The 26,075-nt window shown below is 66.9% G+C and carries 24 protein-coding genes and 1 tRNA gene; 15 read left to right on the top strand and 10 right to left on the bottom strand.

Annotation, left to right across the window (positions count from 1 at the left end; genetic code table 11):
• Together QFZ83_RS21610 and QFZ83_RS21605 are read left to right on the top strand one after the other, a co-directional pair.
• Window positions 1-783 (top strand): ABC transporter ATP-binding protein, encoded by a 783-nt coding sequence (locus tag QFZ83_RS21610; protein ID WP_307509931.1) that lies wholly within the window; start codon window positions 1-3, stop codon window positions 781-783.
• 16 nt (window positions 784-799) lie between these two features.
• The gene (locus tag QFZ83_RS21605; protein ID WP_307512786.1) at window positions 800-1,564 is read left to right on the top strand and encodes an ABC transporter ATP-binding protein; all 765 of its coding nucleotides are present in this window, start codon (window positions 800-802) and stop codon (window positions 1,562-1,564) included.
• A 105-nt stretch (window positions 1,565-1,669) separates the two neighbouring features.
• On the opposite strand, the gene QFZ83_RS21600 is transcribed toward QFZ83_RS21605, so the two are convergent.
• The gene (locus tag QFZ83_RS21600) at window positions 1,670-2,644 is read right to left on the bottom strand and encodes a tripartite tricarboxylate transporter substrate binding protein (RefSeq protein ID WP_307509929.1); all 975 of its coding nucleotides are present in this window, start codon (window positions 2,642-2,644) and stop codon (window positions 1,670-1,672) included.
• 55 nt (window positions 2,645-2,699) lie between these two features.
• Window positions 2,700-3,764, bottom strand: coding sequence for a CDP-6-deoxy-delta-3,4-glucoseen reductase (locus QFZ83_RS21595; RefSeq protein WP_307509927.1), 1,065 nt, complete (start codon window positions 3,762-3,764; stop codon window positions 2,700-2,702).
• A 57-nt stretch (window positions 3,765-3,821) separates the two neighbouring features.
• On the opposite strand from QFZ83_RS21595, the gene QFZ83_RS21590 reads away from it, so the two are divergent.
• Entirely contained in the window at window positions 3,822-4,754 is a 933-nt protein-coding gene (locus QFZ83_RS21590; protein WP_307509925.1) for an SDR family oxidoreductase, read from the top strand.
• 97 nt (window positions 4,755-4,851) lie between these two features.
• Here the strand turns inward: QFZ83_RS21590 and QFZ83_RS21585 are convergent, their stop codons facing one another.
• Window positions 4,852-5,475, bottom strand: a complete 624-nt coding sequence (locus tag QFZ83_RS21585; protein ID WP_307509923.1) for an SGNH/GDSL hydrolase family protein — start codon at window positions 5,473-5,475, stop codon at window positions 4,852-4,854.
• 92 nt (window positions 5,476-5,567) lie between these two features.
• A tRNA-Leu gene (locus QFZ83_RS21580) sits at window positions 5,568-5,652 on the bottom strand.
• 42 nt (window positions 5,653-5,694) lie between these two features.
• On the opposite strand from QFZ83_RS21580, the gene cysM reads away from it, so the two are divergent.
• The 3 genes from cysM (at window position 5,695) to QFZ83_RS21565 (ending at window position 7,458) form a co-directional block, all read left to right on the top strand.
• Window positions 5,695-6,597: a cysteine synthase CysM gene (gene cysM, locus QFZ83_RS21575; RefSeq protein WP_306879986.1), complete on the top strand. Its 903-nt coding sequence runs from the start codon at window positions 5,695-5,697 to the stop codon at window positions 6,595-6,597.
• 65 nt (window positions 6,598-6,662) lie between these two features.
• On the top strand, window positions 6,663-7,241 hold the full coding sequence (locus QFZ83_RS21570; RefSeq protein ID WP_013539857.1) for an NUDIX domain-containing protein: 579 nt from the start codon (window positions 6,663-6,665) through the stop codon (window positions 7,239-7,241).
• Window positions 7,231-7,458: a sulfurtransferase TusA family protein gene (locus tag QFZ83_RS21565; RefSeq protein ID WP_013539858.1), complete on the top strand. Its 228-nt coding sequence runs from the start codon at window positions 7,231-7,233 to the stop codon at window positions 7,456-7,458. The genes QFZ83_RS21570 and QFZ83_RS21565 overlap by 11 nt, the downstream gene beginning before the upstream one ends.
• A gap of 68 nt (window positions 7,459-7,526) precedes the next feature.
• On the opposite strand, the gene galU is transcribed toward QFZ83_RS21565, so the two are convergent.
• On the bottom strand, window positions 7,527-8,417 hold the full coding sequence (gene galU / locus QFZ83_RS21560; RefSeq protein WP_013539859.1) for a UTP--glucose-1-phosphate uridylyltransferase GalU: 891 nt from the start codon (window positions 8,415-8,417) through the stop codon (window positions 7,527-7,529).
• 101 nt (window positions 8,418-8,518) lie between these two features.
• Window positions 8,519-11,398, bottom strand: a complete 2,880-nt coding sequence (locus tag QFZ83_RS21555; protein WP_307509920.1) for a valine--tRNA ligase — start codon at window positions 11,396-11,398, stop codon at window positions 8,519-8,521.
• A gap of 115 nt (window positions 11,399-11,513) precedes the next feature.
• On the opposite strand from QFZ83_RS21555, the gene yaaA reads away from it, so the two are divergent.
• The 6 genes from yaaA to QFZ83_RS21525 all read left to right on the top strand — a co-directional run bounded on the left by yaaA (window position 11,514) and on the right by QFZ83_RS21525 (window position 16,928).
• A complete protein-coding gene (gene yaaA / locus QFZ83_RS21550) occupies window positions 11,514-12,296 on the top strand; it encodes a peroxide stress protein YaaA (RefSeq protein ID WP_307509918.1) in 783 nt (260 codons plus the stop codon).
• On the top strand, window positions 12,296-13,138 hold the full coding sequence (locus QFZ83_RS21545) for a 2OG-Fe(II) oxygenase (protein WP_306879981.1): 843 nt from the start codon (window positions 12,296-12,298) through the stop codon (window positions 13,136-13,138). Before yaaA ends, QFZ83_RS21545 begins: the two co-directional genes overlap by 1 nt.
• 13 nt (window positions 13,139-13,151) lie before the next feature.
• Complete coding sequence (locus QFZ83_RS21540) at window positions 13,152-14,054, top strand: alpha/beta fold hydrolase (RefSeq protein WP_307509916.1); 903 nt, start codon at window positions 13,152-13,154, stop codon at window positions 14,052-14,054.
• Window positions 14,051-14,926, top strand: a complete 876-nt coding sequence (gene queF, locus QFZ83_RS21535) for an NADPH-dependent 7-cyano-7-deazaguanine reductase QueF (RefSeq protein WP_307509913.1) — start codon at window positions 14,051-14,053, stop codon at window positions 14,924-14,926. Before QFZ83_RS21540 ends, queF begins: the two co-directional genes overlap by 4 nt.
• A gap of 118 nt (window positions 14,927-15,044) precedes the next feature.
• Window positions 15,045-15,950, top strand: coding sequence for an SDR family NAD(P)-dependent oxidoreductase (locus tag QFZ83_RS21530; protein WP_307509909.1), 906 nt, complete (start codon window positions 15,045-15,047; stop codon window positions 15,948-15,950).
• Window positions 15,951-16,037: 87 nt separating this feature from the next.
• Entirely contained in the window at window positions 16,038-16,928 is an 891-nt protein-coding gene (locus tag QFZ83_RS21525) for a LysR substrate-binding domain-containing protein (RefSeq protein ID WP_307509907.1), read from the top strand.
• 245 nt (window positions 16,929-17,173) lie between these two features.
• Here QFZ83_RS21525 and QFZ83_RS21520 read toward each other — a convergent pair whose 3' ends face one another.
• From QFZ83_RS21520 to QFZ83_RS21510, 3 genes are read right to left on the bottom strand one after another with little or no spacing between them, the layout of a single operon-like run.
• On the bottom strand, window positions 17,174-18,535 hold the full coding sequence (locus QFZ83_RS21520) for an MmgE/PrpD family protein (protein WP_307509905.1): 1,362 nt from the start codon (window positions 18,533-18,535) through the stop codon (window positions 17,174-17,176).
• A gap of 13 nt (window positions 18,536-18,548) precedes the next feature.
• On the bottom strand, window positions 18,549-19,712 hold the full coding sequence (locus QFZ83_RS21515; RefSeq protein ID WP_176661520.1) for an acyl-CoA dehydrogenase family protein: 1,164 nt from the start codon (window positions 19,710-19,712) through the stop codon (window positions 18,549-18,551).
• 26 nt (window positions 19,713-19,738) lie between these two features.
• Window positions 19,739-20,524 (bottom strand): citryl-CoA lyase, encoded by a 786-nt coding sequence (locus QFZ83_RS21510; RefSeq protein WP_307509899.1) that lies wholly within the window; start codon window positions 20,522-20,524, stop codon window positions 19,739-19,741.
• 106 nt (window positions 20,525-20,630) lie between these two features.
• Between QFZ83_RS21510 and QFZ83_RS21505 the strand changes: the two genes are divergently transcribed.
• From QFZ83_RS21505 to QFZ83_RS21495, 3 genes are read left to right on the top strand one after another with little or no spacing between them, the layout of a single operon-like run.
• On the top strand, window positions 20,631-22,949 hold the full coding sequence (locus tag QFZ83_RS21505; protein WP_307509896.1) for an acyl-CoA dehydrogenase: 2,319 nt from the start codon (window positions 20,631-20,633) through the stop codon (window positions 22,947-22,949).
• A gap of 44 nt (window positions 22,950-22,993) precedes the next feature.
• On the top strand, window positions 22,994-23,986 hold the full coding sequence (locus tag QFZ83_RS21500) for a tripartite tricarboxylate transporter substrate binding protein (protein WP_307509894.1): 993 nt from the start codon (window positions 22,994-22,996) through the stop codon (window positions 23,984-23,986).
• 3 nt (window positions 23,987-23,989) lie between these two features.
• Complete coding sequence (locus QFZ83_RS21495; protein ID WP_307509891.1) at window positions 23,990-25,489, top strand: class I adenylate-forming enzyme family protein; 1,500 nt, start codon at window positions 23,990-23,992, stop codon at window positions 25,487-25,489.
• Here the strand turns inward: QFZ83_RS21495 and QFZ83_RS21490 are convergent.
• On the bottom strand, window positions 25,452-25,919 hold the full coding sequence (locus QFZ83_RS21490) for a nuclear transport factor 2 family protein (RefSeq protein WP_307509888.1): 468 nt from the start codon (window positions 25,917-25,919) through the stop codon (window positions 25,452-25,454). The two genes, QFZ83_RS21495 and QFZ83_RS21490, sit on opposite strands and share 38 nt — an antisense overlap.
• Window positions 25,920-26,075 lie beyond the last annotated feature (156 nt).

Raw genomic sequence — 26,075 nt, 5'->3', positions numbered from 1 at the left:
ATGACGACCACCACAACTGACACCATCCTCGACGTTCGCGGCATCTCCAAGCGCTTCGGCGGCTTGCAGGCGCTTTCCGACGTCGGCATCACCATCAAGCGCGGCCAGGTCTATGGCCTGATCGGCCCGAACGGCGCCGGCAAGACCACCTTCTTCAACGTGATCACCGGGCTCTACACGCCCGACAGCGGCACCTTCGAGCTGGCCGGCAAGCCCTACCAGCCGACGGCCGTGCACGAAGTGGCCAAGGCCGGCATTGCGCGCACCTTCCAGAACATCCGCCTCTTCGCCGAAATGACGGCGCTCGAGAACGTGATGGTCGGCCGCCACATCCGCACCCACTCGGGCGTGTTCGGCGCGATGCTGCGCACCGGCAGCTTCAAGGCCGAGGAAAAGGCTATCGCCGACCGCGCGCACGAGTTGCTCGACTACGTGGGCATCGGCAAGTTCGCCGACTACAAGGCGCGCACGCTGAGCTACGGCGACCAGCGGCGCCTCGAGATTGCCCGCGCGCTGGCCACCGACCCGCAGCTCATCGCGCTGGACGAACCCGCCGCCGGCATGAACTCGACCGAAAAAGTGCTGCTGCGCGAGCTGATCGACCGCATCCGCAAGGACGACCGCACCATCCTGATCATCGAACACGACGTCAAGCTCATCATGGGCCTGTGCGATCGCGTGACCGTGCTCGACTACGGCAAGCAGATCGCCGAGGGCACCCCTTACGACGTGCAGAAGAACGAAAAAGTGATCGAGGCCTACCTCGGAACGGGAGGCCACTGAAATGACCGAAGCAACGATGACGAGCGAAGAAGCAACCCGCGCCACGGCGGTCGAGGCCAAGGCCGCTGGCAAGACGCTGCTCAAGGTCAGCGGCCTGAAGGTCGGCTACGGCGGCATCCAGGCCGTCAAGGGCGTGGACTTCGAGGTGCGCGAGGGCGAGCTGGTCTCGCTGATCGGCTCCAACGGCGCCGGCAAGACGACCACCATGAAGGCCATCACCGGCACGCTGCCCGCGGGCGCGGGCAACATCGAATTCCTCGGCCGCAGCATCAAGGGCCGCGGCGCCTGGGACCTCGTGGGCGAAGGCCTCGTGATGGTGCCCGAAGGCCGCGGTGTCTTCACGCGCATGACGATCACCGAGAACCTGCAGATCGGCGCCTACATCCGCAGCGACAAGGCCGGCATCGCGAGCGACATGGAACGCGTGTTCGTCACCTTCCCGCGACTTCGCGAACGCAAGGACCAGCTCGCCGGCACGATGTCGGGCGGCGAACAGCAGATGCTCGCCATGGGCCGCGCGCTGATGGCGCGCCCCAAGGTGCTGCTGCTCGATGAACCCACCATGGGCCTGTCGCCGATCATGTGCGACAAGATCTTCGAGGTGGTGCAGACGGTGGCCGCGCAGGGCGTGACGATCCTGCTGGTGGAGCAGAACGCGAATCGCGCGCTGCAACTGGCCGACCGCGGCTATGTGATGGAGTCGGGGCTCATCACGATGGACGGCGACGCCAAGGAACTGCTGCGCGATCCGCGCGTTCGCGCCGCTTACCTGGGCGAATAACCGGCGGCGGCCCTTGATGGCCGCTTGCGCTTGAGCAGAAAAATCCGTTCACGCTGAGCTTGTCGAAGCGCCAAGGCTTCGACGGGCTCAGCCGGAACGTTCGATTCAGTCGACCTTTGCGCCGGTCGCTTTCACGACCTTCTCGTACTTGACCAGTTCGGTCTTCATGAAAGCGCCGAACTGATCCGGCGAGTTGCCCACCGGTTCGGCCAGCAGCGATGCGAAGCGGGTCTTCGTTTCCGGCGCATTCAGCGCGGCGACGAAGGCCTGGTTCAGCTTCACGACCGTGTCGGGCGGCGTGCCGGCCGGCGCGACCAGGCCCCACCAGGTGTCGATCGAGAAGCCCTTGATCGTGTCGGCCACCGGCGGCACCTCGGGCAGCGCGCTGCTGCGTTGCAGCGTCGTCACCGCAATCGCCTTCAGCTTGCCCGAGCGGATGTTCGGCGCGGCGGTCGCGAGGTTGTCGAAGTTGAAATCGACCTGGCCCGAGATTAGCGCCAGCTGCGCCGGGTTGCCACCGTTGTACGGAATGTGCACCGCGAAGATGCCCGCTTCCTTCTTGAACAGCTCGCCCGCCAGGTGCCCGGCGCTGCCGTTGCCGCCGCTGCCGTAGTTGAGCTTGGCGGGGTTGGCCTTGGCATAGCGGATGAGGTCGGACACCGAATTGATGTTCAGGCGTTTCGCGGTGTCGGCGTTCATCACCAGCACGTTGGGTACGCGGACCATTTGCGTGATCGGTGCGAAGTCGGTGGCGGCGTTGAACGGGATCTTGCTGTAGAGCCACGGGTTGACCGCATTGGTGGCGGTGGCCGCGATGCCGATGGTGAGGCCGTCCGGCGGCGCCTTGGCCACGATGTCGGCACCGATGTTGCCGCCCGCGCCGGGCTTGTTGTCGACGATGACTGTGCCGAGGGTGTCCTTGACGCGCTCGGCCAGCATGCGCGCGGTGACGTCGATGGGGCCGCCCGCGGCATAAGGCACGACCAGGCGGATGGGGCGCTGCTGCTGGGCCGTGGCGTGTCCCGCGGCGAGGGTGGCGGCGCCTGCGAGCAGGGTGAGGAGGAAGCGTCTCGTCTTCATTTTTTTGTCGTCTGCGGATGGGAAATCGAGGGGCGGGAGATCAGGTGTCGGGAAATCAGGGCATGGCCTTGTCGGCCTCGGTGGTGAACGCGTCGGCAAAGAATTCTTCTTCGGGCAGGCCCGCGAGCGCCACGTAGTCGCGCTTGGCCGAGTCGACCACGATGGGCGCGCCGCAGGCGTAGACCTGGTGGCCCGAGAGGTCGGCGAAGTCTTCCAGCACCGCCTGGTGGACGAAGCCGGTGCGGCCGGTCCAGTTGTCGTCGGGCGTGGCATTGGAGATCACGGGCACGTAGCGCAGGTTGGGCATCTCGGTCAGTTGACCGCGCACCCATTCGTCCATATAGAGGTCTTCGGGCCGGCGGCCGCCCCAGTAGAGCGTGGCGGGCCGGTCGATGCCCTTGAACTTCATGTGCTCCAGCAGCGCCTTGATCGGCGCAAAGCCGGTGCCCGAGGCCAGCAGGATCATCGGCTTGTCGGAGTCCTCGCGCAGGAAGAAGCTGCCGAAGGGACCTTCGATGCGCAGGATTTCCTTTTCCTTCATGACGCCGAACACATGGTCGGTGAACTTGCCGCCCGGCAGGTGCCGCAGATGCAGTTCGATGCCCGTTCCCGGCTGGCTCAGCGTGTGGGGCGCGTTGGCCATCGAGTAGCTGCGGCGCGCGCCGTCGCGCAGGACGAATTCCACGTACTGCCCCGCATGAAACTGCAGCGGCTCGCCGGCCGGCAACTGCAGGCGCAGCATCATCACGTCGTGCGATTGCCGGGTGAGGGCCAGCACCCGCACCGGCATCTTGCGGATCGGGAGCGCACCGGCTTCGGTGACCTGGCGCGATTCGAGCACCACGTCGCTCGTGGCATGCGCGCAGCAGGTCAGCACGTAGCCCGCGAGCTGCTCCTCGGCGCTCAGGGCCTTGCTCTGGTGCGGGCCGAGGGTGACCTCGCCCGAGAGCTTCTTGCACTTGCAGGAGCCGCAGGCGCCGTCCTTGCAGCCATAGGGGAGGCCGATGCCTTGGCGGATGCCGGCTGCCAGGATGGTTTCGTCGCCATGGACCGTGAAATGGCGGCCGCTGGGTTCGACGGTGATGGAAAAACCGGCTTCGTGCGGCGGTGCAGCAGTCATCTGTATTCTTCGGCTTGTTTTTTCAGCCTGGGTCTGAATCGGAAAGGGAACAGGATTTTGCCTTCAATCAATAGCCCCTCCGGCGCGCTGCCGGCGCGGTTCCGGCGCGAGCGCCTCCTCGTCGTCGGTTGCGGCGACGTCGGCCAGCGCGTGGCGCGCGACCTGCGCGGGCGCATGCAGCTGGTGGCGCTCACGTCTTCGGCGGAGCGGGTCGCCGCGTTGCGCGAAGCGGGAATCCGCCCGCTGGTGGGCAACCTGGACGAGCCGGCCACGCTGCGCCGGCTGGCCGGCATCGCGACGCGGGTGCTGCACCTCGCGCCGCCCGCGCGCGATGGCGGCGCCGCCTGGTGGCGCGACCAGCGCACCACGGCTCTGGCGCGCGCATTGAGGCTGCGCTCGGTGCCTCTGGCCCTCGTCTACGGGTCGACCAGCGGCGTGTACGGCGATTGCGGCGGCGCCCGCGTGAGCGAAACCCGCGCCGTGCGGCCCGACACGCCACGCTCCCGCCGGCGCGTGGACGCCGAGCGCGCCGTGCGCTGGCTTGGCCGCAGTGCCGGCGTGCGCGCCAGCATCCTGCGCATTCCGGGCATCTACGCGCCGGACCGCGAGAACGGCACGCCCCGCGCGCGCCTGCAGCGCGGTACGCCGGTGTTGCGCCAGGAGGATGACGTCTACACGAGCCACATCCATGCCGACGACCTCGCGCGCGCCTGCATCGCGTCGCTGTTCCGGGGGCGGCCGCAGCGCATCGTCCATGCGTCGGACGACACCGAGCTGCGGATGGGCGATTATTTCGATCTCGCGGCCGATCTCTACGGCATGCCCCGCCCGCCGCGGGTGGCGCGCGAGGAAGCCGAGCGCCAGTTGCCGCTGCAGTTGCTGAGCTTCATGGGCGAATCGCGCCGGCTCGACAACACGCGGCTCAAGCGCGAGTTGCGCGTGCGGCTCGCGCATCCGACGGTGCACACCGGCCTGCGCGAGGACGGCTGACAACGCGGTGCCATGCGCAAGGTGGCGTCGCGGCTAGCGGACGCCGGTGCCGCAACGGCAGGCGTGATGCGCAGGTCACCGTGGCCGATTTAACTGGCTAACTCCGTTTGGCAGGAGACGCGCACTCGGGCGCGACCTGGTCGAGCGCCAGCACGAGCCGCTCCACGAGGCGTGTGCTGTACGGTTGTTGCGGATGGATGTCGTCCACCATGTCGGCGGCGTCGAAGCGCGCTGCACCCCAGTCGGCAAACAACACGCCTTCTTCCTGGGCCACGCGGCGCGCCGTGGCGTCGTAACCCTCGCGCAGCGGCAGGCGGTCGGCCTTTACTTGCGAGAGACCGGTGACGATCGATGTCTTGCCGGCCGCCTGGACGTAGTCGACCATCCCGCGCAAGGCCGGCTCGTACTGGTAGCCGTTGCCGGCATCGTTGATGCCGTATTGCAGCACCACGACGCGCGCCGGCATCGGTTGCAGCACGAAGGTCGGCAGGCGCTTGTGGGCGCTGTCGCCCGGCGAGCTGTAGTCGGCAATCGTCCAGGCGGGGCGAATGCGCTTGAGCGCGGCAGCCGGCGGTTCCTTGATGCGGTTCGTTGTCGAGGCGCCGAACCCGCCATAGAGGATCGAGTCGCCCCACAGGGCAACGGTGCAATCGGGCGCTGCAATAGCGGGTGCGGCACCAAGTGCCAGGGCCAGCCAGAGAAGAACGGGGAGAGGGCGCACGGTGCGACGCGAGCGATTTAGCATGGCGTTCAGTGTGCCTCTCGACGATGAGGGGAAAGCCCTTTTTTCCCATATCGACAGCAAGGTATCGATGGTGCCCGGGGCCGGAATCGAACCGGCACACCTTTCGGTGGGGGATTTTGAGTCCCCTGCGTCTACCAATTTCACCACCCGGGCAGGGTTCTGAACGAAGCCCAAAATTATGGCACAGTGGCTGCCATGAATTATCCGACGATCGAAGATGCCATTGGCAAGACCCCGCTGGTCGCCCTGCAACGCATCGATGCAGCCGAAAACGCCAAGCGCGGCAACGTGATCCTCGGCAAGCTCGAAGGCAACAATCCCGCGGGATCGGTCAAGGACCGGCCAGCGCTCTCGATGATCAAGCGCGCCGAGGAGCGCGGCGAAATCAAGCCCGGCGACACGCTGATCGAAGCCACTTCTGGCAACACCGGCATCGCGCTCGCGATGGCCGCGGCCATCAAGGGCTACCGCATGGTGCTGATCATGCCGGAGGACCTCTCCGTCGAACGCGCCCAGACCATGAAGGCTTTCGGCGCCGAGCTGGTGCTCACGCCCAAGAGCGGCGGCATGGAATACGCCCGCGACCTCGCCGAGCAGATGGTCGCCCAAGGCAAGGGCCGGGTGCTCGACCAGTTCGCCAACCCCGACAACCCGCGCATCCACTACGAGACGACAGGCCCCGAGATCTGGGCCGACACCAAGGGCAAGATCACGCACTTCGTGAGCGCCATGGGCACCACGGGCACCATCACCGGCGTCTCGCGCTTCCTGAAGGAAAAGAACCCTGCGGTGCGCATCATCGGCGCGCAACCGGCCGAAGGCTCGCGCATCCCGGGCATCCGCAAGTGGCCCACCGAATACCTGCCGAAGATCTACGACCCGAGCCGCGTCGATGAAGAAATCAGCGTGAGCCAGGACGACGCCGAGGAAATGTGCCGGCGCCTTGCGCGTGAAGAGGGCATCTTCGGCGGCATCTCGGCGGCCGGCGCGTTGTGGGCGGCGCTCGAGGTCGCCAAGAAGGTCGAGAACGCCACCATCGTGTTCGTGGTGTGCGACCGAGGCGACAGGTACTTGTCGACCGGCGTCTTTCCCGCATAAATCAATAACAGAACCTGCTGCAGCCCCGATCAATGGGCGCTGCAAGCCATAACAAGAGCCGCCCCATGCCCCACCCCAAGTTTTGCCAGGTCTGTGCCACGCCCCTCGAATGGATCGCGTTGATGGAAGACGGCGGTCCCAAGGAGCGCCTGCGCTGCCCGAACTGCGGCCACACGCACTGGAACAACCCGACGCCCGTGCTCGCCGCCATCGTCGAGTACCGCGGCCAGGTGCTGCTGGCGCGCAATGCGGCATGGCCCGGCAAGATGTTCGCGCTGATCACCGGCTTCATGGAAGCGGGCGAGACGCCCGAGGAAGGCATCGCGCGCGAGGTGAAGGAAGAAACCAACCTCGACGTGAGCGCCACCAAGCTCGTGGGTGCCTACGACTTCCAGCGCATGAACCAGATCATCATCGCCTACCACGTGGTGGCCGATGGCGAGGTGAAGCTCTCGCCCGAGCTGGTCGATTACCGCCTCTACGACCTGCCCGACCTCCGGTGCTGGCCCGCAGGCACCGGCTATGCATTGGCCGATTGGTTGCGCACGCGCGGCCACGAACCCGTCTTTTTCACCGCAGCCGAAAACGAAGAGCGCCGCCGCGGGCTCAACCTGCCGCCCGAGGAGCCCAAGCATGGAAGTTGACCGCGAAATCGACACGCGCGGCCTGAACTGCCCACTGCCCATCCTCAAGGCGAAGAAGTCGCTCAACGACATGGCGAGCGGGCAACTGCTCAAGGTGGTGTCGACCGACCCGGGCTCGGTGCGCGATTTCCAGGCCTTCGCGCGCCAGACCGGCAACGAGCTGATGGAGCAGCAAACGGTCGGCACCGACTTCATCCACGTATTGAAGCGGCGCTAGCGAGAGCGCGCACCAAAAGGAAAGGGGCCTGCGCGGCCCCTTTTTTATTCAGTGCTTCCCGGCACCCCTCAGAGCTTCAGGCTCTTGAGGTATTCGCGGAATTCGGCGCCCACCTCGGGGTGCGCGAGCGCCAGTTCCACGCTGGCTTGCAGGAAGCCTTCCTTGCTGCCGCAGTCGTAGCGGATGCCCTTGTAGGAATAGGCGTAGACCGATTCCTTCTTCATCAGCGCCGCGATGCCGTCGGTCAACTGGATCTCGCCGCCCGCGCCCTTGGGCTGGTTGCGGATTTCGTCGAACACGCCCGGCGTGAGGATGTAGCGGCCGGCCACGCCCAGGCGCGAAGGCGCGTCTTCTGGCTTCGGCTTCTCGACCATGCGGTTGACCTTAACGAGGCCCTCTTCGATCTGCTCGCCGGCCACGATGCCGTAGCGCTTGACGTGCGCGAGCGGCACTTCCTGCACCGCCAGCAGCGAGCCGCCCAGGCGCGCGAATGCGGCCGTCATCTGCGCGAGCACCGGCTCGCCGCCCTCGGGACCGACCATCAAGTCGTCGGCCAGCAGCACGGCGAAGGGCTCGTTGCCGACCAGGTGCTCGGCGCACAGCACGGCATGGCCGAGACCCAGCATGCGCGGCTGGCGCACGTAGGAGCAGGTCATGTCGTCGGGCATCACCGAGCGGGCGATGTTCAGCAGCGCATCCTTGCCGCTGGCTTCGAGCTGGCTTTCGAGTTCGTAGGCGGTGTCGTAGTGATCTTCGATCGCACGCTTGTTGCGGCCGGTCACAAAAATCATGTCGCGGATGCCTGCGGCATAGGCTTCTTCGACGGCGTACTGGATCAGCGGCTTGTCGACCACCGGCAGCATTTCCTTCGGTTGTGCCTTGGTGGCTGGCAGAAAGCGGGTGCCAAAGCCAGCAACAGGAAATACGGCCTTGCGGATGCGTGTCGAGGAAGTGGACATGGGCAGTTCAGCGTCTTTCTGAAAAGGGGAGGGAAATTCCGGATGCGGGACGGCAAGAGGCCGCATCCAGAATCCTAAACGCCTTCGATGCCCTCCGTCTGTCAGCCTAGGCGTACAAGTTGGTCGCGAAGTCGCTCCAACATGGCGCTAAAGTCAGTCAGACGTTTACGTTCTTGCTCGATCACCGCCGGCGGCGCCTTCGCGACAAACGCTTCGTTACCGAGTTTGGCGTGCACCTTGGCGATCTCGCCTTCGATGCGCGCGATCTCCTTGCCGATGCGAAGCTTCTCTGCAGCCTTGTCGATTTCCATGTGCAGGCACAGGCGCGCAGCGCCCACCACAGCCACGGGGGCCGCTTCGGCTGCCGCTTGCCACGAGGCTTCGTCGTCGAAGACCTTCACTTCCTTGAGCTTGGCGAGCGCCTGCAGCACCGGCGCCGATTCGCGCAGGAACGCCGCGCCTTCGGCATCGTCGGCCACTGCATAGAGCGGCAGGCGCGTGGCAGGCGACACGTTCATCTCGCCGCGCAGCGTGCGGCATGCATCCACCAGCGCCTTCAGGCGCGCGACGTGCGCCTCGGCCGCCTCGTCGATCTTCTCGGGCTGGCTCTTCGGGTAGGCCGCGATCATGATCGACTCGCCTTCGCGGCCCGCCACCTTCGAGACCTTTTGCCAGAGTTCTTCGGTGATGAACGGAATGATCGGATGCGCGAGGCGCAGCAGCGTCTCGAGCGTGCGCATCAGCGTGCGGCGCGTGGCGCGCTTCTGCGATTCGTCGCCGGTCTGGATCTGTACCTTGGCGATTTCCAGGTACCAGTCGCAGAACTCGTCCCAGGCGAACTGGTAGATCGCGTTGGCCACGTTGTCGAGGCGGTATTCCTCGAAGCCCTTTGCCACTTCGGCTTCCACACGCTGGAGTTGCGAGACGATCCAGTAGTCCGCGCGGCTGAACTTCAGATAGCCGTGGGCCGGGCCGCCGACCTTGCACTCTTCCTTCGTGTGCTCCATCAGGCCGCAGTCCTGGCCTTCGCAGTTCATCAGCACGAAGCGCGTGGCGTTCCACAGCTTGTTGCAGAAGTTGCGGTAACCCTCGCAGCGCTTCGAATCGAAGTTGATGTTGCGGCCCAGCGATGCGAGCGATGCGAAGGTGAAGCGCAGCGCATCGGCGCCGAAGGCCGGAATGCCCTCCGGGAATTCCTTCTGCGTGTTCTTGCGCACCGCGGGCGCCGTCTCGGGCTTGCGCAGGCCCTGGGTGCGCTTGTCGAGCAACTCGGGCAATTGAATGCCGTCGATCAGGTCCACCGGGTCGAGCACGTTGCCTTCGGACTTGCTCATCTTCTTGCCCTGCGCATCGCGCACCAGGCCGTGCATGTACACGTCCTTGAAGGGCACCTTGCCGATGAAGTGCTTGGTCATCATGATCATCCGGGCGACCCAGAAGAAGATGATGTCGTAGCCCGTCACGAGCACCTGCGAAGGCAGGTAGAGCTCGAGGTCCTGTGTCTTGGCGGGCCAGCCCAGCGAAGAGAAGGGCACCAGCGCCGCGGAGTACCAGGTGTCGAGCACGTCCTCGTCGCGGGTGAGCTTCTTGCCCGGCGCCTTGGCCTGCGCATCGGCCTCGCTCTCGGCCACGTACACATTGCCTTCCTCGTCGTACCAGGCCGGAATCTGGTGGCCCCACCAGAGCTGGCGCGAGATGGTCCAGTCCTGGATGTTCTCCATCCAGTGGTTGTAGGTGTTGACCCAGTTCTCGGGCACGAAGCGCACCTCGCCGGACTTCACCACGTCGATCGCCTTCTGCGCGATCGATTGCCCATCGGCGCCGGGGCGCGTCATCGCCACGTACCACTGGTCGGTGAGCATCGGCTCGACGATGGCGCCCGAGCGCGCGCAGCGCGGCACCATCAGCTTGTGCTTCTTCACCTCGATGAGGAGGCCCAGAGCGTCCAGGTCGGCCACGATGGCCTTGCGCGCGACGAACCGGTCCATGCCGCGGTACTTCTCGGGCGCGTTGTCGTTGATGGTCGCGTCCAGCGTGAGGATGCCGATCATCTCGAGCTTGTGGCGCTGGCCGACCGCGTAGTCGTTGTAGTCGTGCGCGGGCGTGACCTTCACGACGCCGGTGCCGAACGCCTTGTCGACGTAGTCGTCCGCAATGATCGGGATCAGCCGGTCTACCAGCGGCAGCTTCACGCGCTGGCCGATCAGGTGCTTGTAGCGCTCGTCCTCGGGGTGGACCATCACGGCCGTGTCGCCAAGCATGGTCTCGGGCCGGGTGGTGGCCACGGTCAGCGTGCCGCTGCCGTCTTCCAGCGGGTAGGCGATGTGCCAGAGCGAGCCGTCTTCCTCTTCGCTCTCGACTTCGAGGTCGCTCACCGAGGTCTTGAGCACCGGGTCCCAGTTGCCCAGGCGCTTGCCGCGGTAGATGAGGCCCTCTTCGTACAGCTTCACGAAGGTCTGCGTCACGACCGCCGAGAGGTCGTCGTCCATGGTGAAGTACTCGCGGCTCCAGTCCACCGTGTCGCCCATGCGGCGCATCTGCTGGGTGATGGTGTTGCCCGACTTCTCTTTCCATTCCCACACGCGCGCCACGAAGTTCTTGCGGCCCAGGTCGTGGCGGCTGACCTTCTGTTCCTGGAGCTGGCGCTCCACCACGATCTGCGTGGCGATGCCGGCGTGGTCGGTGCCCGGCACCCACAGCGTGTTGTCGCCCTTCATGCGGTGGTAGCGCGTGAGGCTGTCCATCACCGTCTGGTTGAACGCATGGCCCATGTGCAGCGTGCCGGTCACGTTGGGCGGCGGCAGCTGGATCGCGAAGGAATCGGCGCCTTCCTTGGGTTGCTGCGTGCCGCGGTAGCCGGCCTTTGCGTAGCCGCGCTTTTCCCATTCGGGGCCCCAGTGCGCCTCGATGGCGGTGGGTTCGAACGATTTGGAGAGGCTCTCCAGTCCAGGTTGGGCGGCAGGGGTGGTGGGTTCGCTCATGGGGAATGCAGGGAAGTGCAGAGCGGCGCCTTCGAGGGCGCCGCGTGGGGACAGGTGGGACACCGGCGATTTTACCGGGCGGCTTGCTGACACGGCAGCCACTCATAATTCCGGGATGCTCTTCCTGCTTTCCCCTGCAAAGTCACTCGACTACGACACTCCGGTCCCCCCTGAAGTCCCTGCCACCCAACCCCATTTCGAAAGCCCGCGCGGTCCCTCGACCGAGCTGATCAAGATCCTGCGCGAGAAGTCCCCGCTCGAGATTTCCGAGCTCATGCACCTGTCGGACAAGCTCTCCGCCCTCAACGCGGCGCGCTACGAGGCCTGGTCCTCCAAAAGCACAGCCAAGAACGCCCGCCAGGCTGCCTTCGCATTCGACGGCGACGTCTACGGCGGCCTCGATGCCCGCAGCCTCACGCCCGCGCAACTGGCCTGGGCGCAAGACCACGTCTGCATCCTGAGCGGCCTCTACGGCCTCTTGCGCCCGCTCGACCGCCTGCAGCCGTACCGCCTCGAAATGGGCACGCAACTGGCCAACCGCCACGGCAAGGACCTGTACGCCTTCTGGGGCTCGCGCATCGCCGAGCACCTGAACGAGCGCCTCGCGGCCGACCGCACGCCGGTGGTCGTCAACGTCGCCTCGCAGGAATACTTCAAGTCGGTCGACCAGAAGGTGCTCAAGGCCCGCGTGGTCGAGTGCGTGTTCCAGGAATGGAAGGGCGACAAGTACAAGATCGTGAGCTTCTTCGCCAAGCGCGCGCGCGGCCTGCTCGCGCGCTGGGCCGTGCAGCACAAGGCCGCCACGCCCAAGGCGCTGGAAAAATTCGACCTCGAGGGTTATGGTTTCGACGCTCAGGTGTCCACAGCCGAAAGGCTGGTGTTCAGGAGAAAAGTCTGATGTCCCAACCGATCAGTCCGGAGCTGCGCGAATGGCTGGTGGCCCAGTTGGCGGCCGGTCATTCGGTGCCTGCGCTGCGTGCGTCGATGCGCGCGGCCGGCTGGCACGATTCGGCCACCGACGTGGCGCTGGCCCAGCTGGAGGCCGGCTTCCCCAATGTCGAGGTGGCGCTGACGCCGGCGCGCACCGAAATGCCCGGCCCCGACCTCGACGGCGCGCCGCTGTACCTGGATGCCGGCGACCGCCAGGTGCAGGTGCTGCAGACGATGCGGCATCCGCGCGTCATCGTCTTCGGCAACCTGCTGTCGGTGGAGGAATGCGAAGGGCTGATCGCCGCGGCGCGCGTGCGGCTCGCGCGCTCGCTCACCGTGGAAACACGCACAGGCGGCGAGGTGCTCAACGTCGATCGCACCAGCGACGGCATGTTCTTCGAGCGCGGCGAGAACGAGATCGTCGCGCGCTTGGAGCAGCGCCTGGCCATGCTGCTGCGTTGGCCGCTCGAATACGGCGAAGGGTTGCAGATCCTGCGCTATGCGCCCGGCGCGCAGTACCGCCCGCACTACGACTATTTCGATCCGAACGAGCCCGGCACACCAACCATCCTGAAGCGCGGCGGCCAGCGCGTGGCCACGCTCGTGATGTACCTGCAGGAGCCCGAGCAGGGTGGCGCCACCACCTTCCCCGACGTAGGTCTCGAAGTGGCACCCGTGCGCGGCACCGGCGTCTTCTTCAGCTACGACCGGCCCGACCCGGTCACTCGCACGCTGCATGGCGGCGCGCCGGTGCTGGCCGGCGAGAAGTGGGTCGCCACCAAGTGGCTGCGAGAGCGCGAATTCAAATAACAACAAGGAACCGATGAAAGTCACCGCCAACGGGCTGCAGATCGAAGTCGACGACACCGGAGGCGAAGGGCGCCCCGTCATCCTGCTCATCATGGGCCTGGGCATGCAGCTGGTCGCATGGCCGACTGCCTTCGTGCAGCAACTGGTCGATGCTGGCTTTCGTGTCGTGCGGCACGACAACCGCGACATTGGCCTGAGCCAAGGCTTCGACCATGCGGGCGTCGGCAACATCGTGTGGGAAACCATCCGCCATCGGCTCGGCCTGAAGGTGCGCTCGGCGTACACGCTGCAGGACATGACGCTCGATTCCATCGGCGTGCTCGATGCGCTCGGCATCGCCAAGGCACACATCGTCGGCGCCTCGATGGGCGGCATGATCGCGCAGCGCCTGGCCGCCACGGCGCCCGAGCGCACCGCCAGCCTCGTGAGCATCATGAGTTCGAGCGGCGCGCGCGGCCTCCCGGGCCCCCGCCGCGAAGTGGCCGCGATGCTCATGCGCCGCCCGATGGGCAAGGGCGAGGCCGAACTCGTGGCGCACAGCATCCGGCTGCTGCGGCTCATCCAGAGCCCGGCCTATCCGCAGACCGACGAAGAGCTGGCCGAGCGCCTCACCTTCAGCATGCGCCGCGCCTACCACCCGGCCGGCCTGATGCGGCAGATGCTCGCCATCGGCGCCGACGACGACCGCCCACAGGTGCTCGCGCGCATCCGGCGCCCGACGCTCGTGCTGCACGGCGAAGCCGATGCGCTCGTGCCCATCGCCTGCGGCAAGGATTCGGCCGCGCGCATTCCGGGCTCGACCTTCATCTCCATTCCCGGCATGGGCCACGACCTGCCGCCCGAGGTCTGCACCATCCTCGCCAACCACATCGCCCCGTTCGCCCATGCCGCGGACGCCAAGGACCAGACGCCATGAGCCTCGACAACCATCCTGACAACCCGAACACGCCCGAGCAATCGCAACTGGGCCGCGCCTCGGCCTACGCCGACCACTACGACCCGTCGCTGCTCTTCCCGATCGCGCGCGCCACGCAGCGCGAGGCCATGGGCATCAAGACCGGCGCCTTGCCCTTCTTCGGCGCCGACCTCTGGACCGCCTTCGAGGTGAGCTGGCTCAACCCGCGCGGCAAGCCGCAACTGGCCATCGCGCACTTCACCATTCCCTGCGAAACGCCCAACATCATCGAGAGCAAGTCGTTCAAGCTGTACCTCAACAGCTTCAACAACAGCACCTTCGCCAGCATCGAGGCCGTGCGCGAGCACCTGCGCACCGACCTCGCCGAAGCGGCTTGGCGCGGCAGCGACCAGTCGGCCGGCATCGGCGTGAAGCTGCTCACGCCCGACCTCTTCGACCGCGAGCCGGTGCACGAGATCGACGGCCTCGATCTCGACCGGCTCGACATCGAATGCACGCACTACCAGCCCGCGCCCGAGCTGCTCGCGAGCGACACCACGCAGGTGCATGTGAACGAAACCCTCACCAGCCGGTTGCTCAAGAGCAACTGCCTCGTCACCGGCCAGCCCGACTGGGGCAGCGTGCAGATCCGCTACAGCGGCCCGCCCATCGACCAGGCCGGGCTGCTCGCGTACATCGTGAGCTTTCGCAACCACAACGAATTCCACGAGCCGTGCGCCGAGCGGATGTTCACGGACATCTGGAGCCGCTGCAAACCCACCAAGCTCGCGGTGTATGCGCGCTACACGCGACGCGGCGGGCTCGACATCAACCCATTCCGCACGAGCTGGCCGCAGGCGCTGCCGCCGAACATCCGCACGGCGCGGCAGTAGGCGCGGCAGGGGCTGAAGCCCCTCTTCGGAAATCAGAAACCCGCTCCGCGTCCCCTGTGGCATTCTGGATCGACCCCGCGAACCCGCGGTCGAACGAACATCCGGAGCAGAGACAAACATGGTTGAAGGAAAAGTGGTCGTCATCACCGGCGCGGGCGGCGGCATCGGGCGCGACATCGCGTTGGCGATGGCAAAGAACGGTGCGAGAGTGGTGGTCAATGACATCGGTGCTGCGCTCGATGGCGCAGGCGGCAGCGCAGGCCCGGCGCAGCAGGTGGTCGATGAAATCCGCGCCGCGGGCGGCGAGGCCGTGCCCAACACCGACAGCGTGGCCGATGCCGCCAGCGCCGCGCGCATCGTCGAATGCGCCGTCGAAAGCTTCGGCCGCATCGATGCGGTGGTCAACAACGCCGGCATCCTGCGCGACCGCTTCTTCCACAAGATGTCGGTCGACGAGTGGGACGCGGTGCTCAAGGTGCATCTCTACGGCGCCTACTACGTGAGCCGCGCGGCCGCGACACACTTCAAGGAGCAGAACGCGGGCGCGATGGTGCACATGACCTCGACCTCAGGGCTCATCGGCAACTTCGGGCAGGCCAACTATGCGGCGGCCAAGCTCGGCATCGTCGCGCTGTCGAAATCCATCGCGCTGGACATGCTGAAGTTCAACGTGCGCTCCAACTGCATCGCGCCCTTCGCCTGGAGCCGCATGATCGGCGCGATTCCCACCGACACCGACGAGCAGCGCGCCCGCGTCGACAAGATCAAGCAGATGACGCCGGCCAAGGTCGCGCCGCTCGCGGTGTACCTGGCGAGCGATGCGGCCAGCGCGGTCAACGGGCAGATCTTCTCGGTGCGCAACAACGAGATCTCGCTCATTAGCCAGCCGCGGCCGGTGCGCTCGGTGCACCGTTCCGAAGGCTGGACGCCGCAGAGCATTGCCGAGCACGCCATGCCCGCGATGCGCGCGAGCTTCTATCCGTTGGATCGCTCGGCGGACGTATTCAGCTGGGACCCTGTTTGAGCACATGAGGACAAACCCGCAAGCGGATGCGGGCGGCGCCGTTCGCCGGACAATGCGCCTTCCTCCCGCTTCCTCCGTGCCCGCCCGGTGAACCTGCACTTCGATCTGTTCGACCTGAAACTGTTCGTCTACGTGGCGGATGCGCGCAGCCTCACGCGTGGCGCCGAGAAGGCCTGCATCTCGCTGGCCGCTGCCTCCACCCGCATCAAACAGATGGAAGAAGCCGTGGGCGGCAAGCTGCTGCACCGCAGCGCGCAGGGCGTGACGCTCACCGCTGCGGGGCAGGCGGTGCTCTACCACGCCAAGCGCGTGATGCAGCAGATGGAGCACCTGCGCTGCGACATGCAGGACTTCGGCAAGGGCATCAAGGGCCATGTGCGCGTGTTCGCCAACACCACCTCGATCACCGAATACCTGCCGCAGAAGCTCGCGGGCTTTCTCACGCAGCACCCGGCCGTGCAGGTGGACCTGCGCGAATACCTGAGCGAGGAAATCGTGCGCGCGGTGGCCGATGGCGAGGCCGACATCGGCATCCTCGCGGGCGATGTGCACACCGGCGATTTCGACGCGCGCGCCTTCGGCAGCAATCAGCTCGTGCTGGTGGTGCCGAAGACGCATCACCTGGCCGGCGCGCCCTCGGTGGCTTTTGCCGACACGCTCGACGAGCAGCACGTGGGGCTGCACCATGGCAGCGCGATCCATCGCTTTCTTCAGCGGCGCGCGGAGCTGGCGGGGCGTGGCTTCAATCCGCGCATCCAGGTCAGCAGCTTCGAAGCGATCTGTTTGATGATCGAAGCGGGCGTGGGGGTTGGGGTGTTGCCGGCTTCATCTGCGCAACGGTTGTCGATGGCGATGCGGATCTCTACGGTTGCGCTCAGCGATGCGTGGGCGGAACGGGAGCTCAAGCTCATTGCGCGCAACCGCGAGCAGTTGCCGGCTTCGGCGCGCGAGCTGTTCGATCATCTCGTTGCGCCTTAGCGCACGCTGCTGTTCAGGGGCTTGTTTGGGGGGCCGCCCGGTCTGCGGTGCGGCGCAGCCGGCCCCACTGCGCCGGCCCTTCGGGCTTCCCTGCGGTGCTCGCGTCTCGCGGGGTCTCGCAGAACTCGCCTGCGGCTCAAACAGCTGCGAGCCCTGATCCGCGAAACGCTGCGCTCCTCGGCGGCGCAGAGGGGCCGGCTGCGCCGCACCGCAGACCGGGCTCGGTTGTGAGGTGATCGCTGCTGTCAGGGGAGCCAGCGAGCAACTCTTGGCGTGTCGGCGAGTTGCCAGATGCGCTGGCACATGGCGCTGGCTTCTTCTGCGGTGGCGCCCTCGCCGTAGTGCGCGAGGCGGTGCATCTTGTCCTCGATTTCCGTGCGGGTGAGGCTGTTGCCCGGGTCGCCTTTGGGCTCGTCTACGCGGCCTTGCAGCGTGCGGCCGTCGGTGGTTTCGACACTGACCTTGCCGATCCAGCGGGCGGGGTAGGCGGTGTCGACTTCGGTGTCGAGCTGCATCGCCACCTTGTCGCGAAAGCCCGCGACCTCGGGTGCGAGGAAGTCGCGGTCGAATTCGCCCAGGCCCGCACGACCGTGCACCGCGATGAGGCCGAGCACCGTGCCCATCGAGAACTTGCCCTGGTGCACCGTCGCGGGCACGGTCACGCGGCCGAGCACATCGATGGCGCCCTGGTGCACATGCGTGGTGACGTGCGCGACGTCGCTGTGCTTCAGCTTGTTCTGCGTCATGACCTGCAGCAGCGCATCGGCGGCGGGGTGCGTGTGGCGGCAGGAGGCGTGGTACTTGAAGGAGGTCTCGGCGAGCGTCCAGCGCGTCCCCAGGCCATCGGTGAGCTTCACCGGGTCGGCGTCGCTCGACATGCCGACGCCCAGGCCCTGCGCGCCTTCGAGGATCTTGGCGGCACCGGTGAAGCCTTCTTGCGCAAGGTACGCGGACATCAAGCCGCTCGCCGCGGCGTGCGCGCAGTGCAGTTGCTTGGAGTCGGCCGCGTCGCGCAGGAACTCCCACACGCCGGCCGATTGCGTGCCGGCCGAGCCGAAGGCGTGCAGCATCTGCTGCGGCGTGAGGTCGAGCAGGCGGCCGACGACCGCAGCGGCGGCGATCGTTCCGGCCGTCGCCGTGGTGTGAAAGGTCTTGTAATGCGAGCGCCCCAAAAACTCGCCGACGCGGATGCCGACTTCATAGCCCGCAACCACTGCGGTCAGCAATTGCGCACCGCTCGCACCGATGCTCTGCGCCACCGCGAGCGCGGGCGCGATGACCACGGCCGCGGGGTGAAACACCGAGCCGTTGTGCACATCGTCCTGCTCCACGAAGTGCGAAGCCGCGGCGTTGACGAGCGCGGCGAACACCGGCGAACTGGTGCGGCGCGAGGTCAGTATTTCGCTTGGCCCATCGGCGGGCCCCATCATCTGCGCGAAGCGTTCGATGCTGCGTATCGGCCGTGCGGTGCGGGCCGCGAGCACGGAGCCCAGCCAGTCGAGCATCAGGTCCTCGGTGCGGCGCAGAACCGGTGCGGGAATGTCCGCGAAATTCAGTTCGGCGGCGAAGGTGGCGAGCACCTTGCTGGGGTGGTTCGAGTCGGTCATGGGTGCGGTCCCTTCAGAACGAGCGGGGCAGCCCGAGCATGTGCTCCGCCACATAGCTCAGGATGAGATTGGTGGAGATCGGGGCCACCTGGTACAGCCGCGTCTCGCGGAACTTGCGTTCGATGTCGTATTCGCAAGCGAAGCCGAAGCCGCCATGGAATTGAAGGCAAGCATTGGCCGCTTCCCAGCTCGCCTTGGCCGCAAGGTACTTCGCCATGTTGGCCTGTGCACCGCAGGGCTCGTGCGCATCGAACAGGCGGCAGGCTTCGTAGCGCATGAGGTTCGCTGCCTCGATCTCGATGAAGGCCTCGGCAATCGGAAACTGCACGCCCTGGTTCTGGCCGATGGGGCGGCCGAACACCACGCGCTCCTTCGTGTACGCCGTCACCTTGTCGATGAACCAGTAGCCGTCGCCGATGCATTCGGCAGCGATCAGCGTGCGTTCGGCGTTGAGGCCGTCCAGGATGTACTTGAAGCCCTGGCCTTCCACGCCGATCAGGTTCTCCGCAGGAATCTCCAGGTTCTCGAAGAACAGTTCGTTGGTCTCATGGTTGACCATGTTGAGGATTGGCCGCACCGTCATCCCCTTGCCGATGGCTTCGCGCAGGTCGACGATGAAGATCGACATGCCCTCGGATTTCTTCTTCACATCCGCGAGCGGCGTGGTGCGCGCGAGCAGGATCATCAGGTCCGAGTGCTGGATGCGCGAGATCCACACCTTCTGCCCGTTGATCACATAGCGGTCGCCTTTCTTCACGGCGGTGGTCTTGATCTTGGTGGTATCGGTGCCGGTGCTGGGCTCGGTCACTCCCATCGACTGCAGGCGCAGCTCGCCGGTCGCGATGCGGGGCAGGTATTCGCGCTTCTGCGCCTCGCTGCCGTGGCGCAGCAGCGTGCCCATGTTGTACATCTGGCCGTGGCAGGCGCCGGAGTTGCCGCCGCAGCGGTTGATCTCTTCCATGATCACCGAGGCTTCGGTGAGGCCGAGGCCCGAGCCGCCGTACTCCTGCGGAATCAGCGCGGCCATCCAGCCTGCCTTGGTGAGCGCATCGACGAACTCGGCGGGGTAGCCGCGGGCCTCGTCGATCTTGCGGAAGTATTCGTTGGGGAACTGCGCGCACAGGTCGCGCACGGCGTCGCGGATGTCGGGGAAGCTCTTGTCGTTGGCATTGTTCATCGGTCGTTGCTTGTTTCTTTTCTTCTTCAATCCTGGCGAGGGCGGCCGGCTTCCTTCTCCACGCGCTGCCAGATCTCGATGGCCATCGGGTCGTCGATCTCCTCCAGGATGTGGCCGACGAGGCCGATGGCTCGCGCCATCACGCCGAGGCCGCGAATGATCTTCCAGGGAAAGCCGAACTCGGCGGCGATCGCGCCGACGGCGCCCGTGGCGTTGATCGGCAACGACTTGCCCGAGACGCGCTCAGCCTCTTCCTGCACCGCCTGCATCAGCGCGACGTAGTGGGTGGATTGCCCGTTCTCGGCCGCGATCTGGAACAGGCGCGGCGTGCGCGGGTCGATGGGCTTGTGCAGCGGATGGCCGAGGCCCGGCACGATCTGCTTGCGCGCGCGGAAATCGGCCACGATGTCCTTGGCCATGTCGGCCAGCGGGCGGGTCGGCTTCTCGCCAAAGGGGATCGCCTCGTACAGCATCTTGGCCGCGCCTTCGGTACTGCCGACGAACACAGAGCCCAGCCCGCACAAGCCCGCGGCGACCGCGGCCTGCAATGCTTCGGGGGCGCCCGCATAAGTGAGGCGCGCGGCCAGCGCGCTGGGCGTCACGCCATGTTCGACCAGTGTGACGACGATGGCGTTGAAGGTTATTGATTCCTGCGGCGTCGGAATGCGCCCCGTGAGTTCCAGGAAGGCCATGTCGCCGAGGTTCAGGTGGCCGAGGATTTCCGAGGGCAGGTCGCGCCCGCGCACGGTGATCTTGTCGGGGGTGCTGTGGCCCAGCTCGGTGTGCAGGGATTTCTTGATCTTGGTGGTCATGCGCCGAATCTAGTCCCGTCTCGCGCGAGGCGGCTCCGTGATTGCGAAACCCTCCCTTCGGCAAATGCAAATGCCGCCCGCCGGAGTCTTCTGCCACGCTGCAGCTATGGATATCGAATCACTCTCGGCAATGCGCGAAGCGGCGCTCGACTACTTCGTGCGCAGCCGCGCGACCCAAAGACGACGGGCGTTGATGGAGCGGCCCGATGCGGGTGAAGCGGAGGGTTGGCGCGCGATGGCGGAACTGGGCTGGGCCGGCATGCTGGCACCCGAGTCTGTGGGCGGCCTGGGGATGGAACTGGATGGCGCGGCGGAAATCCTGCGCGCGGCTGGCGAGCATGCGGCGCCCGAACCATTGCTGGCTGTTGCTGGCCTCAGCGCGTTGTTGCTCGCACGGCTGGACTCTCCCGCCGCCCGTGTATTGCTCGCCGACTTGGTTGCAGGCCGCAGCTTGCCCGCTCTGGCTTGGCAGGAGAGTGCCGGCGACCTGAGCGCGGTGCCGCTCGCCTGCGGTTGCGAAGAACGGCGTGGCGGTGTGCTGCTGCAAGGCGAAAAGCTCATGGTGTTGCCCGGCAGTGCCGCCAGCGGCTGGCTGGTGTCGGCGCGCGGCGACGACGACGCGGTGATCCTCTGGGTGCCGCGCGGCACCGAAGGCGTGACGGAAACGCGGATGCCTTTGGTCGATGGCGGACAGGCATCGAGCCTGCGCTTCGAGCAGGTCGCATTGCCGCCCGATACGGTGCTGGCCAAAGGGCCGGCCGCGCAAGAAGCGTTGCGCCATGCGCTCGCAGCCGGCCAGATCCTGCAGGCGGCCGAGCTGCTCGGCGCGGGGCAAGCGATGCTCGCGCAGACGCTGGCCTACCTGCGCACGCGCTCGCAGTTCGGCAAGCCCATCGGCAGCTTCCAGGTCTTGCAGCATCGGTGCGTCGACATGTTCATCCACCTCGAAGTCGCGCAGGCCACGTTGAACGAAGTGCTGGCGCTGGCCGGTGTGGGGCTGCCGGTGGAAAGGCTTGAAGCCGAGGCGAGCCGCGTCAATGCACGCTGCACGGCCGCCGCGTTGCAGGCCTCGCGCACCTCCGTGCAGTTGCACGGCGCCATCGGCTACACGCAGGAATGCGACCTGAGCCTGTTCTACAAGCGCGTGCTGTGCCTCTCGGCATGGCTGGGCAACGTCACCGCGCACCAGCATCGGCACGCTGCACTCACGAGCGAAGGCGAGGCAACGGCAAACACCGCCGCGTGGACCGGCGAATTCCCCCGCACCGCCGACTGGTCCGCCATGCCCGAGGCCGAGTTCCGCCGCATGGTGCGCGGCTTCCTGCAGCAGCGCTATCCGCAGGCGCTGCGCTATCTCTCGCACCGCGCGCGATGGAGCGAGATGCGCGAGTGGTATCTCACGCTGTCCGCACAGGGCTGGATCGCCCCGGCCTGGCCAGAGGCGCATGGCGGCATGGGCCTGCCGGCCGACAAGCTCATCGCGTGGATCGAGGAACTGGAGCAATACGGCGTGGCGCGCGCGCCCGACCAGGGCATCGTGATGATCGGGCCGCTGCTCATCCAGCACGGCACGCCCGAACAGCAGCAGCGTTTTCTGCCGCGCATCCTCCGCGGCGAGCACGTCTGGTGCCAAGGCTATTCGGAGCCCAATGCCGGCTCCGATCTCGCGGGCCTGCGCACCGAGGCCGTTGCAGGGCGCGATGCCGAAGGCGATCACTTCATCGTCAACGGCCAGAAGATCTGGACCACGCTCGCGCAGGACGCCAACCACATCTTCATGCTCGTGCGCACCGACAAGGCGGCGCGCAAGCAAGAGGGCATCAGCTTCCTTTTGTGCGACCTGCGCACGCCGGGCATCACGGTGCGGCCGATCCACACGCTGGCGGGCGAGCCGGAGTTCTGCGAGGTGTTCTTCGACAACGTGCGCGTGCCGGCGGAGAACCTCGTCGGCAAGCTGCATGGCGGCTGGACGATCGCGAAGGCGCTGCTGGGTTTCGAGCGCATCTTCCTCGGCAGCCCCAAGCAGTCGCAGTACGCGCTGGGGCAGCTTGCGCGGCTCGCGGAGGCGCGGCGCCTGTTCGCGGACCCGGTGTTCGCGCAACGCTTCGCGGCGCTCAGGCTCGATGTGGCTGACCTCACTGCTGCCTACACCAGCTTCGCCGACATCGTGCGTGCGGGCAAGCCGCTGCCCGCATCGGTGTCGCTGCTGAAGATCTGGGCGAGCGAGACCTACCACCGCATCGGCGCTCTGCTGGTCGAGGCCGGCGAAGAGCAGGGCGCTGTCGCGGGCGATCAGGTGCTCGACGGGCAGACCTTCAACGTGCTCTCGCCACTCATCGGTTCGACGGCCGCAATGATCTACGGCGGCACGAACGAGATACAGCGCAACATCCTCGCGCGGCAAGTGCTTGAGCTGCCGGCCTGAGCGGTGCGAGGCGCCGAAGAAATACACAACAGGAGACAACGCCCATGCCATCCCTCGACCTCACACGGCGCCATGCCGTCGCCGCGCTGGCGGGCAGCGCATTGCTGTCCGTGTTGCCCTCGCGCGCTTTCGCGCAGCAGCAGCCGCCGCTGCCTTCGCTCATCAAGCTCGTCGTCGGCTATTCCGCCGGCGGACCGGTCGACGGCGCGGCGCGCCTGCTCGCGCCGGCGCTGTCGCAGGAACTCGGCACGCAGGTGATCGTCGACAACCGCCCCGGCGCGGGCGGTTCGCTCGGCGGCAATGCGGTCGCCAAGGCGCCGCCCGATGGCGCGATGCTCTTCCTCGGCGCGAGCCCGACCATCACGATCAACCCGAACGTGCAGCGCAACATGCCCTTCGATCCGATGAAGGACCTGACGCCCATCGCGCCGCTGGTGGACTACACCAATGTGCTCGTGGTCAACAAGGACCTGCCGGTGCGCAACGTGGCCGAGCTGCTGGCCTATGCGAAGGCCAAGCCCGGCAAGCTCTTCTACGGCTCGGCCGGCGTGGGTGCCTCCAACCACTTGAGCGGCGCACTGCTGGAGAAGATGACCGGCGTGCAGCTCACGCACGTGCCCTACAAGGGCAGCGCGCCCGCGCTCGCCGACGTGATGGCGGGCACGGTGCCGATGATGTTCGACATCATCGCGACCTCGCGGCCCTTCATCCAGTCGGGGCGCCTCCGCGCGCTGGCGGTCACCTCGCGGCAGCGCAACCGCATGCTGCCCGACGTGCCGACGATGATCGAATCGGGCGTGGCCGACTACGACGTGGGCGGCTGGTTCGGGCTCTACGGGCCGGCGCGCATGGACCCGGCGCTGGTCGCGCGCATCAACGCGGCGGCGCACAAGATGCTGGCGCGCGAAGACATCGCGAGCCGCCTGCGCGAGCAGGGCTACGACGTGTGGTCGGGCGGGGCCGAATTGCTCGCGACCAAGGGGCAGTCGGATCGCAAGCTCTGGGCGACGGCGTCCAAGGGCATCGAGGCGGAATAGCCGATGCACCACCGCATTCACAGCCTGCTCGAAGAACGCGCGGCTCGCACGCCGGAGGCGGTCTTCCTTTTCGAACCCGGCGGAACCACGACCTACGTGGCCCTGCAGGCGATGGCCGAGACGGCGACGCAAGACCTGCTGGACGCCGGCGTTCGCCCGACCGACCGCGTGGTGCTGGTCGCCGAGAACTGCGCCGCGCACATCGCGCTGCTGATGGCGTGCAGCCGCGTCGGCGCGTGGTCGTGCGGCGTGAATGCGCGCATGTCTCCGGGCGAGATCGCGGCCATCGTCGAGCGTGCGGATGCGCGCCTTTGCTGCTTCACGGCCGGCGCCTCGGCGGCCGCGCGGCTGCATGCGGAGCGCGCAGCCGCAACGCCGGCCAGACTGCCGGGTGTCATGTACTCGTCCGTTCGCGCCGAGGCACAGCCGGAGCCCGATGCGGCGCTGGCCGATACGGCCGCGATCATCTTCACGTCGGGCACATCAGGCACGCCAAAGGGCGTGATGGTGTCGCACCGCGGTCTGCTGCATTTCGGGCGCGTGTCGGCCAGCGTGCGGTCGCTTGACTCGCGCGACCGTGTCTACGCGTTCCTGCCGATGACGCACATCTTCGGCATCGGCACGGTGCTGACGGCCGCGCTCACGGGCGGTGCGTCGCTGGTGCTGCGCGGCAGCTTCTCGCCGGCCGATGTGCTGCAGGCGCTGGCGCACGAGGAGGTGTCGAACCTGCTCGGGCCGCCGACGATGTATGCGCGGCTGCTGGCGCACATCGAGTCCGAGCGCGTGGTGCCGCGCTTCCCGCGGCTGCGCTACGTCTACACCGGCTCCGCGCCGCTCGACCTCGGGCTCAAGCGGCGCGTGGAGCACCTGTTCGGCCAACCGCTGCACTACGGCTACGGCCTCTCGGAGTACGCGGGCTCGGTGTTCCTCACGCGCACTGAGGCGCCGCGAGCGGACACCGCGGCCGGCCACGCGGTCGAGGGCGGGGAGGCGCGCATCGTGGGCATCGACGGCCAGGAGGTGCAGAACGGCGAGACCGGAGAAATCTGGCTGCGCGGCCCCGGCCTGATGCTCGGCTACTTCCGCGATGCCGCGGCCACCGCGCAGGTGATGCGGCCCGGCGGCTGGTACGCCACCGGCGACCTCGGGCGCTTCGGCGACGACGGCGCGCTGTTCGTGGTCGGGCGGCTGAAGGAAATGATCATCCGCTCGGGCTTCAACGTGTACCCGGCGGAGATCGAGGGGGTGATCGGCCGTTTCGAGGGCGTGCACCTCTGCGCCGTGGTCGGCGTGCCGGAGGCCGACGGCAACGAGCAGATCGTCGCCTTCGCCGAGATGAAGCTTGGCGCCTCGCTCGACGAGACCGCGCTGCGTGCCTATCTTGCCGAGCACCTCTCGCCCTACAAGCGGCCGGCCCGCATCGAGGTGATCGACGCGATGCCGACCACCGCCAACGGCAAGCTGCTCAAGCGGGAACTGCAAGCGCGGGCCCGGCAGCCCTGAGATTTGCGGGCAGGTCGCCGATGACGATGCGGCGGCCCTTCTGCGTGTCCATGTACTCGCGCATCCGGGCGATGCGGCCTTGGCGCAACTCGAGGATGAAGCAGTAATCGTTGTCGTAGTGCCGACCGTTGGCGAGCGTGGCCTGCAGGCGCATTTCGAGCACCACGGTGTCGCCGTCGCAGAGCAGGTGGGTGAAGTCCACCGAGACGTCGGCCACGAAGAGCTTCGGAAATTCTTCGACGAGGAACCGCACAATCGTGTCGGGTCCGATCATGTGGTCGGTGAAGCCGAGCGCCACGCCGGTGGCGTTGTCCTTCGGCGCGAGCCATTCGGCATCGTCAGTGAATGCGGCGCGGATGCGCGCCGCGTCGCGGCTCGCGAACGCCTTCCATGCCTCGGTGACGGCGCGCTTGTTCTGTTCGGGTGTCATTGCTGTGTTGGTGGTCGGAGTGAGGGGAGCGGCCGACGATAGGCGTCGCGCCCCGCGCGGGCGCGCTGCTTCCGGACATCTCCAACCTCTGCGGCGCATCCTCGGATTTATCCTGCAAGGAGGTGCGCTGCCGTCCGCCAGCCGGGCGCCCGCGGA

This window comes from Variovorax sp. W1I1 (assembly GCF_030815625.1).
Lineage (GTDB): Bacteria > Pseudomonadota > Gammaproteobacteria > Burkholderiales > Burkholderiaceae_C > Variovorax > Variovorax paradoxus_C.
This window is presented reverse-complemented; position numbering and strand designations above follow the sequence as displayed.

Excerpts from the sequence above, each read along its gene's own strand:
- QFZ83_RS21600 (WP_307509929.1), bottom strand. The coding sequence starts at position 2,644 with ATGAAGACGAGACGCTTCCTCCTCACCCTGCTCGCAGGCGCCGCCACC.
- QFZ83_RS21515 (WP_176661520.1), bottom strand. The coding sequence starts at position 19,712 with ATGAACAATGCCAACGACAAGAGCTTCCCCGACATCCGCGACGCCGTG.
- QFZ83_RS21605 (WP_307512786.1), top strand. The coding sequence starts at position 800 with ATGACGAGCGAAGAAGCAACCCGCGCCACGGCGGTCGAGGCCAAGGCC.
- QFZ83_RS21500 (WP_307509894.1), top strand. The coding sequence starts at position 22,994 with ATGCCATCCCTCGACCTCACACGGCGCCATGCCGTCGCCGCGCTGGCG.
- cysM (WP_306879986.1), top strand. The coding sequence starts at position 5,695 with ATGAATTATCCGACGATCGAAGATGCCATTGGCAAGACCCCGCTGGTC.
- QFZ83_RS21520 (WP_307509905.1), bottom strand. The coding sequence starts at position 18,535 with ATGACCGACTCGAACCACCCCAGCAAGGTGCTCGCCACCTTCGCCGCC.
- QFZ83_RS21495 (WP_307509891.1), top strand. The coding sequence starts at position 23,990 with ATGCACCACCGCATTCACAGCCTGCTCGAAGAACGCGCGGCTCGCACG.
- QFZ83_RS21595 (WP_307509927.1), bottom strand. The coding sequence starts at position 3,764 with ATGACTGCTGCACCGCCGCACGAAGCCGGTTTTTCCATCACCGTCGAA.
- QFZ83_RS21510 (WP_307509899.1), bottom strand. The coding sequence starts at position 20,524 with ATGACCACCAAGATCAAGAAATCCCTGCACACCGAGCTGGGCCACAGC.
- QFZ83_RS21565 (WP_013539858.1), top strand. The coding sequence starts at position 7,231 with ATGGAAGTTGACCGCGAAATCGACACGCGCGGCCTGAACTGCCCACTG.
- QFZ83_RS21530 (WP_307509909.1), top strand. The coding sequence starts at position 15,045 with ATGGTTGAAGGAAAAGTGGTCGTCATCACCGGCGCGGGCGGCGGCATC.
- QFZ83_RS21490 (WP_307509888.1), bottom strand. The coding sequence starts at position 25,919 with ATGACACCCGAACAGAACAAGCGCGCCGTCACCGAGGCATGGAAGGCG.
- QFZ83_RS21505 (WP_307509896.1), top strand. The coding sequence starts at position 20,631 with ATGGATATCGAATCACTCTCGGCAATGCGCGAAGCGGCGCTCGACTAC.
- QFZ83_RS21570 (WP_013539857.1), top strand. The coding sequence starts at position 6,663 with ATGCCCCACCCCAAGTTTTGCCAGGTCTGTGCCACGCCCCTCGAATGG.
- QFZ83_RS21610 (WP_307509931.1), top strand. The coding sequence starts at position 1 with ATGACGACCACCACAACTGACACCATCCTCGACGTTCGCGGCATCTCC.
- yaaA (WP_307509918.1), top strand. The coding sequence starts at position 11,514 with ATGCTCTTCCTGCTTTCCCCTGCAAAGTCACTCGACTACGACACTCCG.
- QFZ83_RS21540 (WP_307509916.1), top strand. The coding sequence starts at position 13,152 with ATGAAAGTCACCGCCAACGGGCTGCAGATCGAAGTCGACGACACCGGA.
- galU (WP_013539859.1), bottom strand. The coding sequence starts at position 8,417 with ATGTCCACTTCCTCGACACGCATCCGCAAGGCCGTATTTCCTGTTGCT.
- QFZ83_RS21545 (WP_306879981.1), top strand. The coding sequence starts at position 12,296 with ATGTCCCAACCGATCAGTCCGGAGCTGCGCGAATGGCTGGTGGCCCAG.
- QFZ83_RS21555 (WP_307509920.1), bottom strand. The coding sequence starts at position 11,398 with ATGAGCGAACCCACCACCCCTGCCGCCCAACCTGGACTGGAGAGCCTC.
- queF (WP_307509913.1), top strand. The coding sequence starts at position 14,051 with ATGAGCCTCGACAACCATCCTGACAACCCGAACACGCCCGAGCAATCG.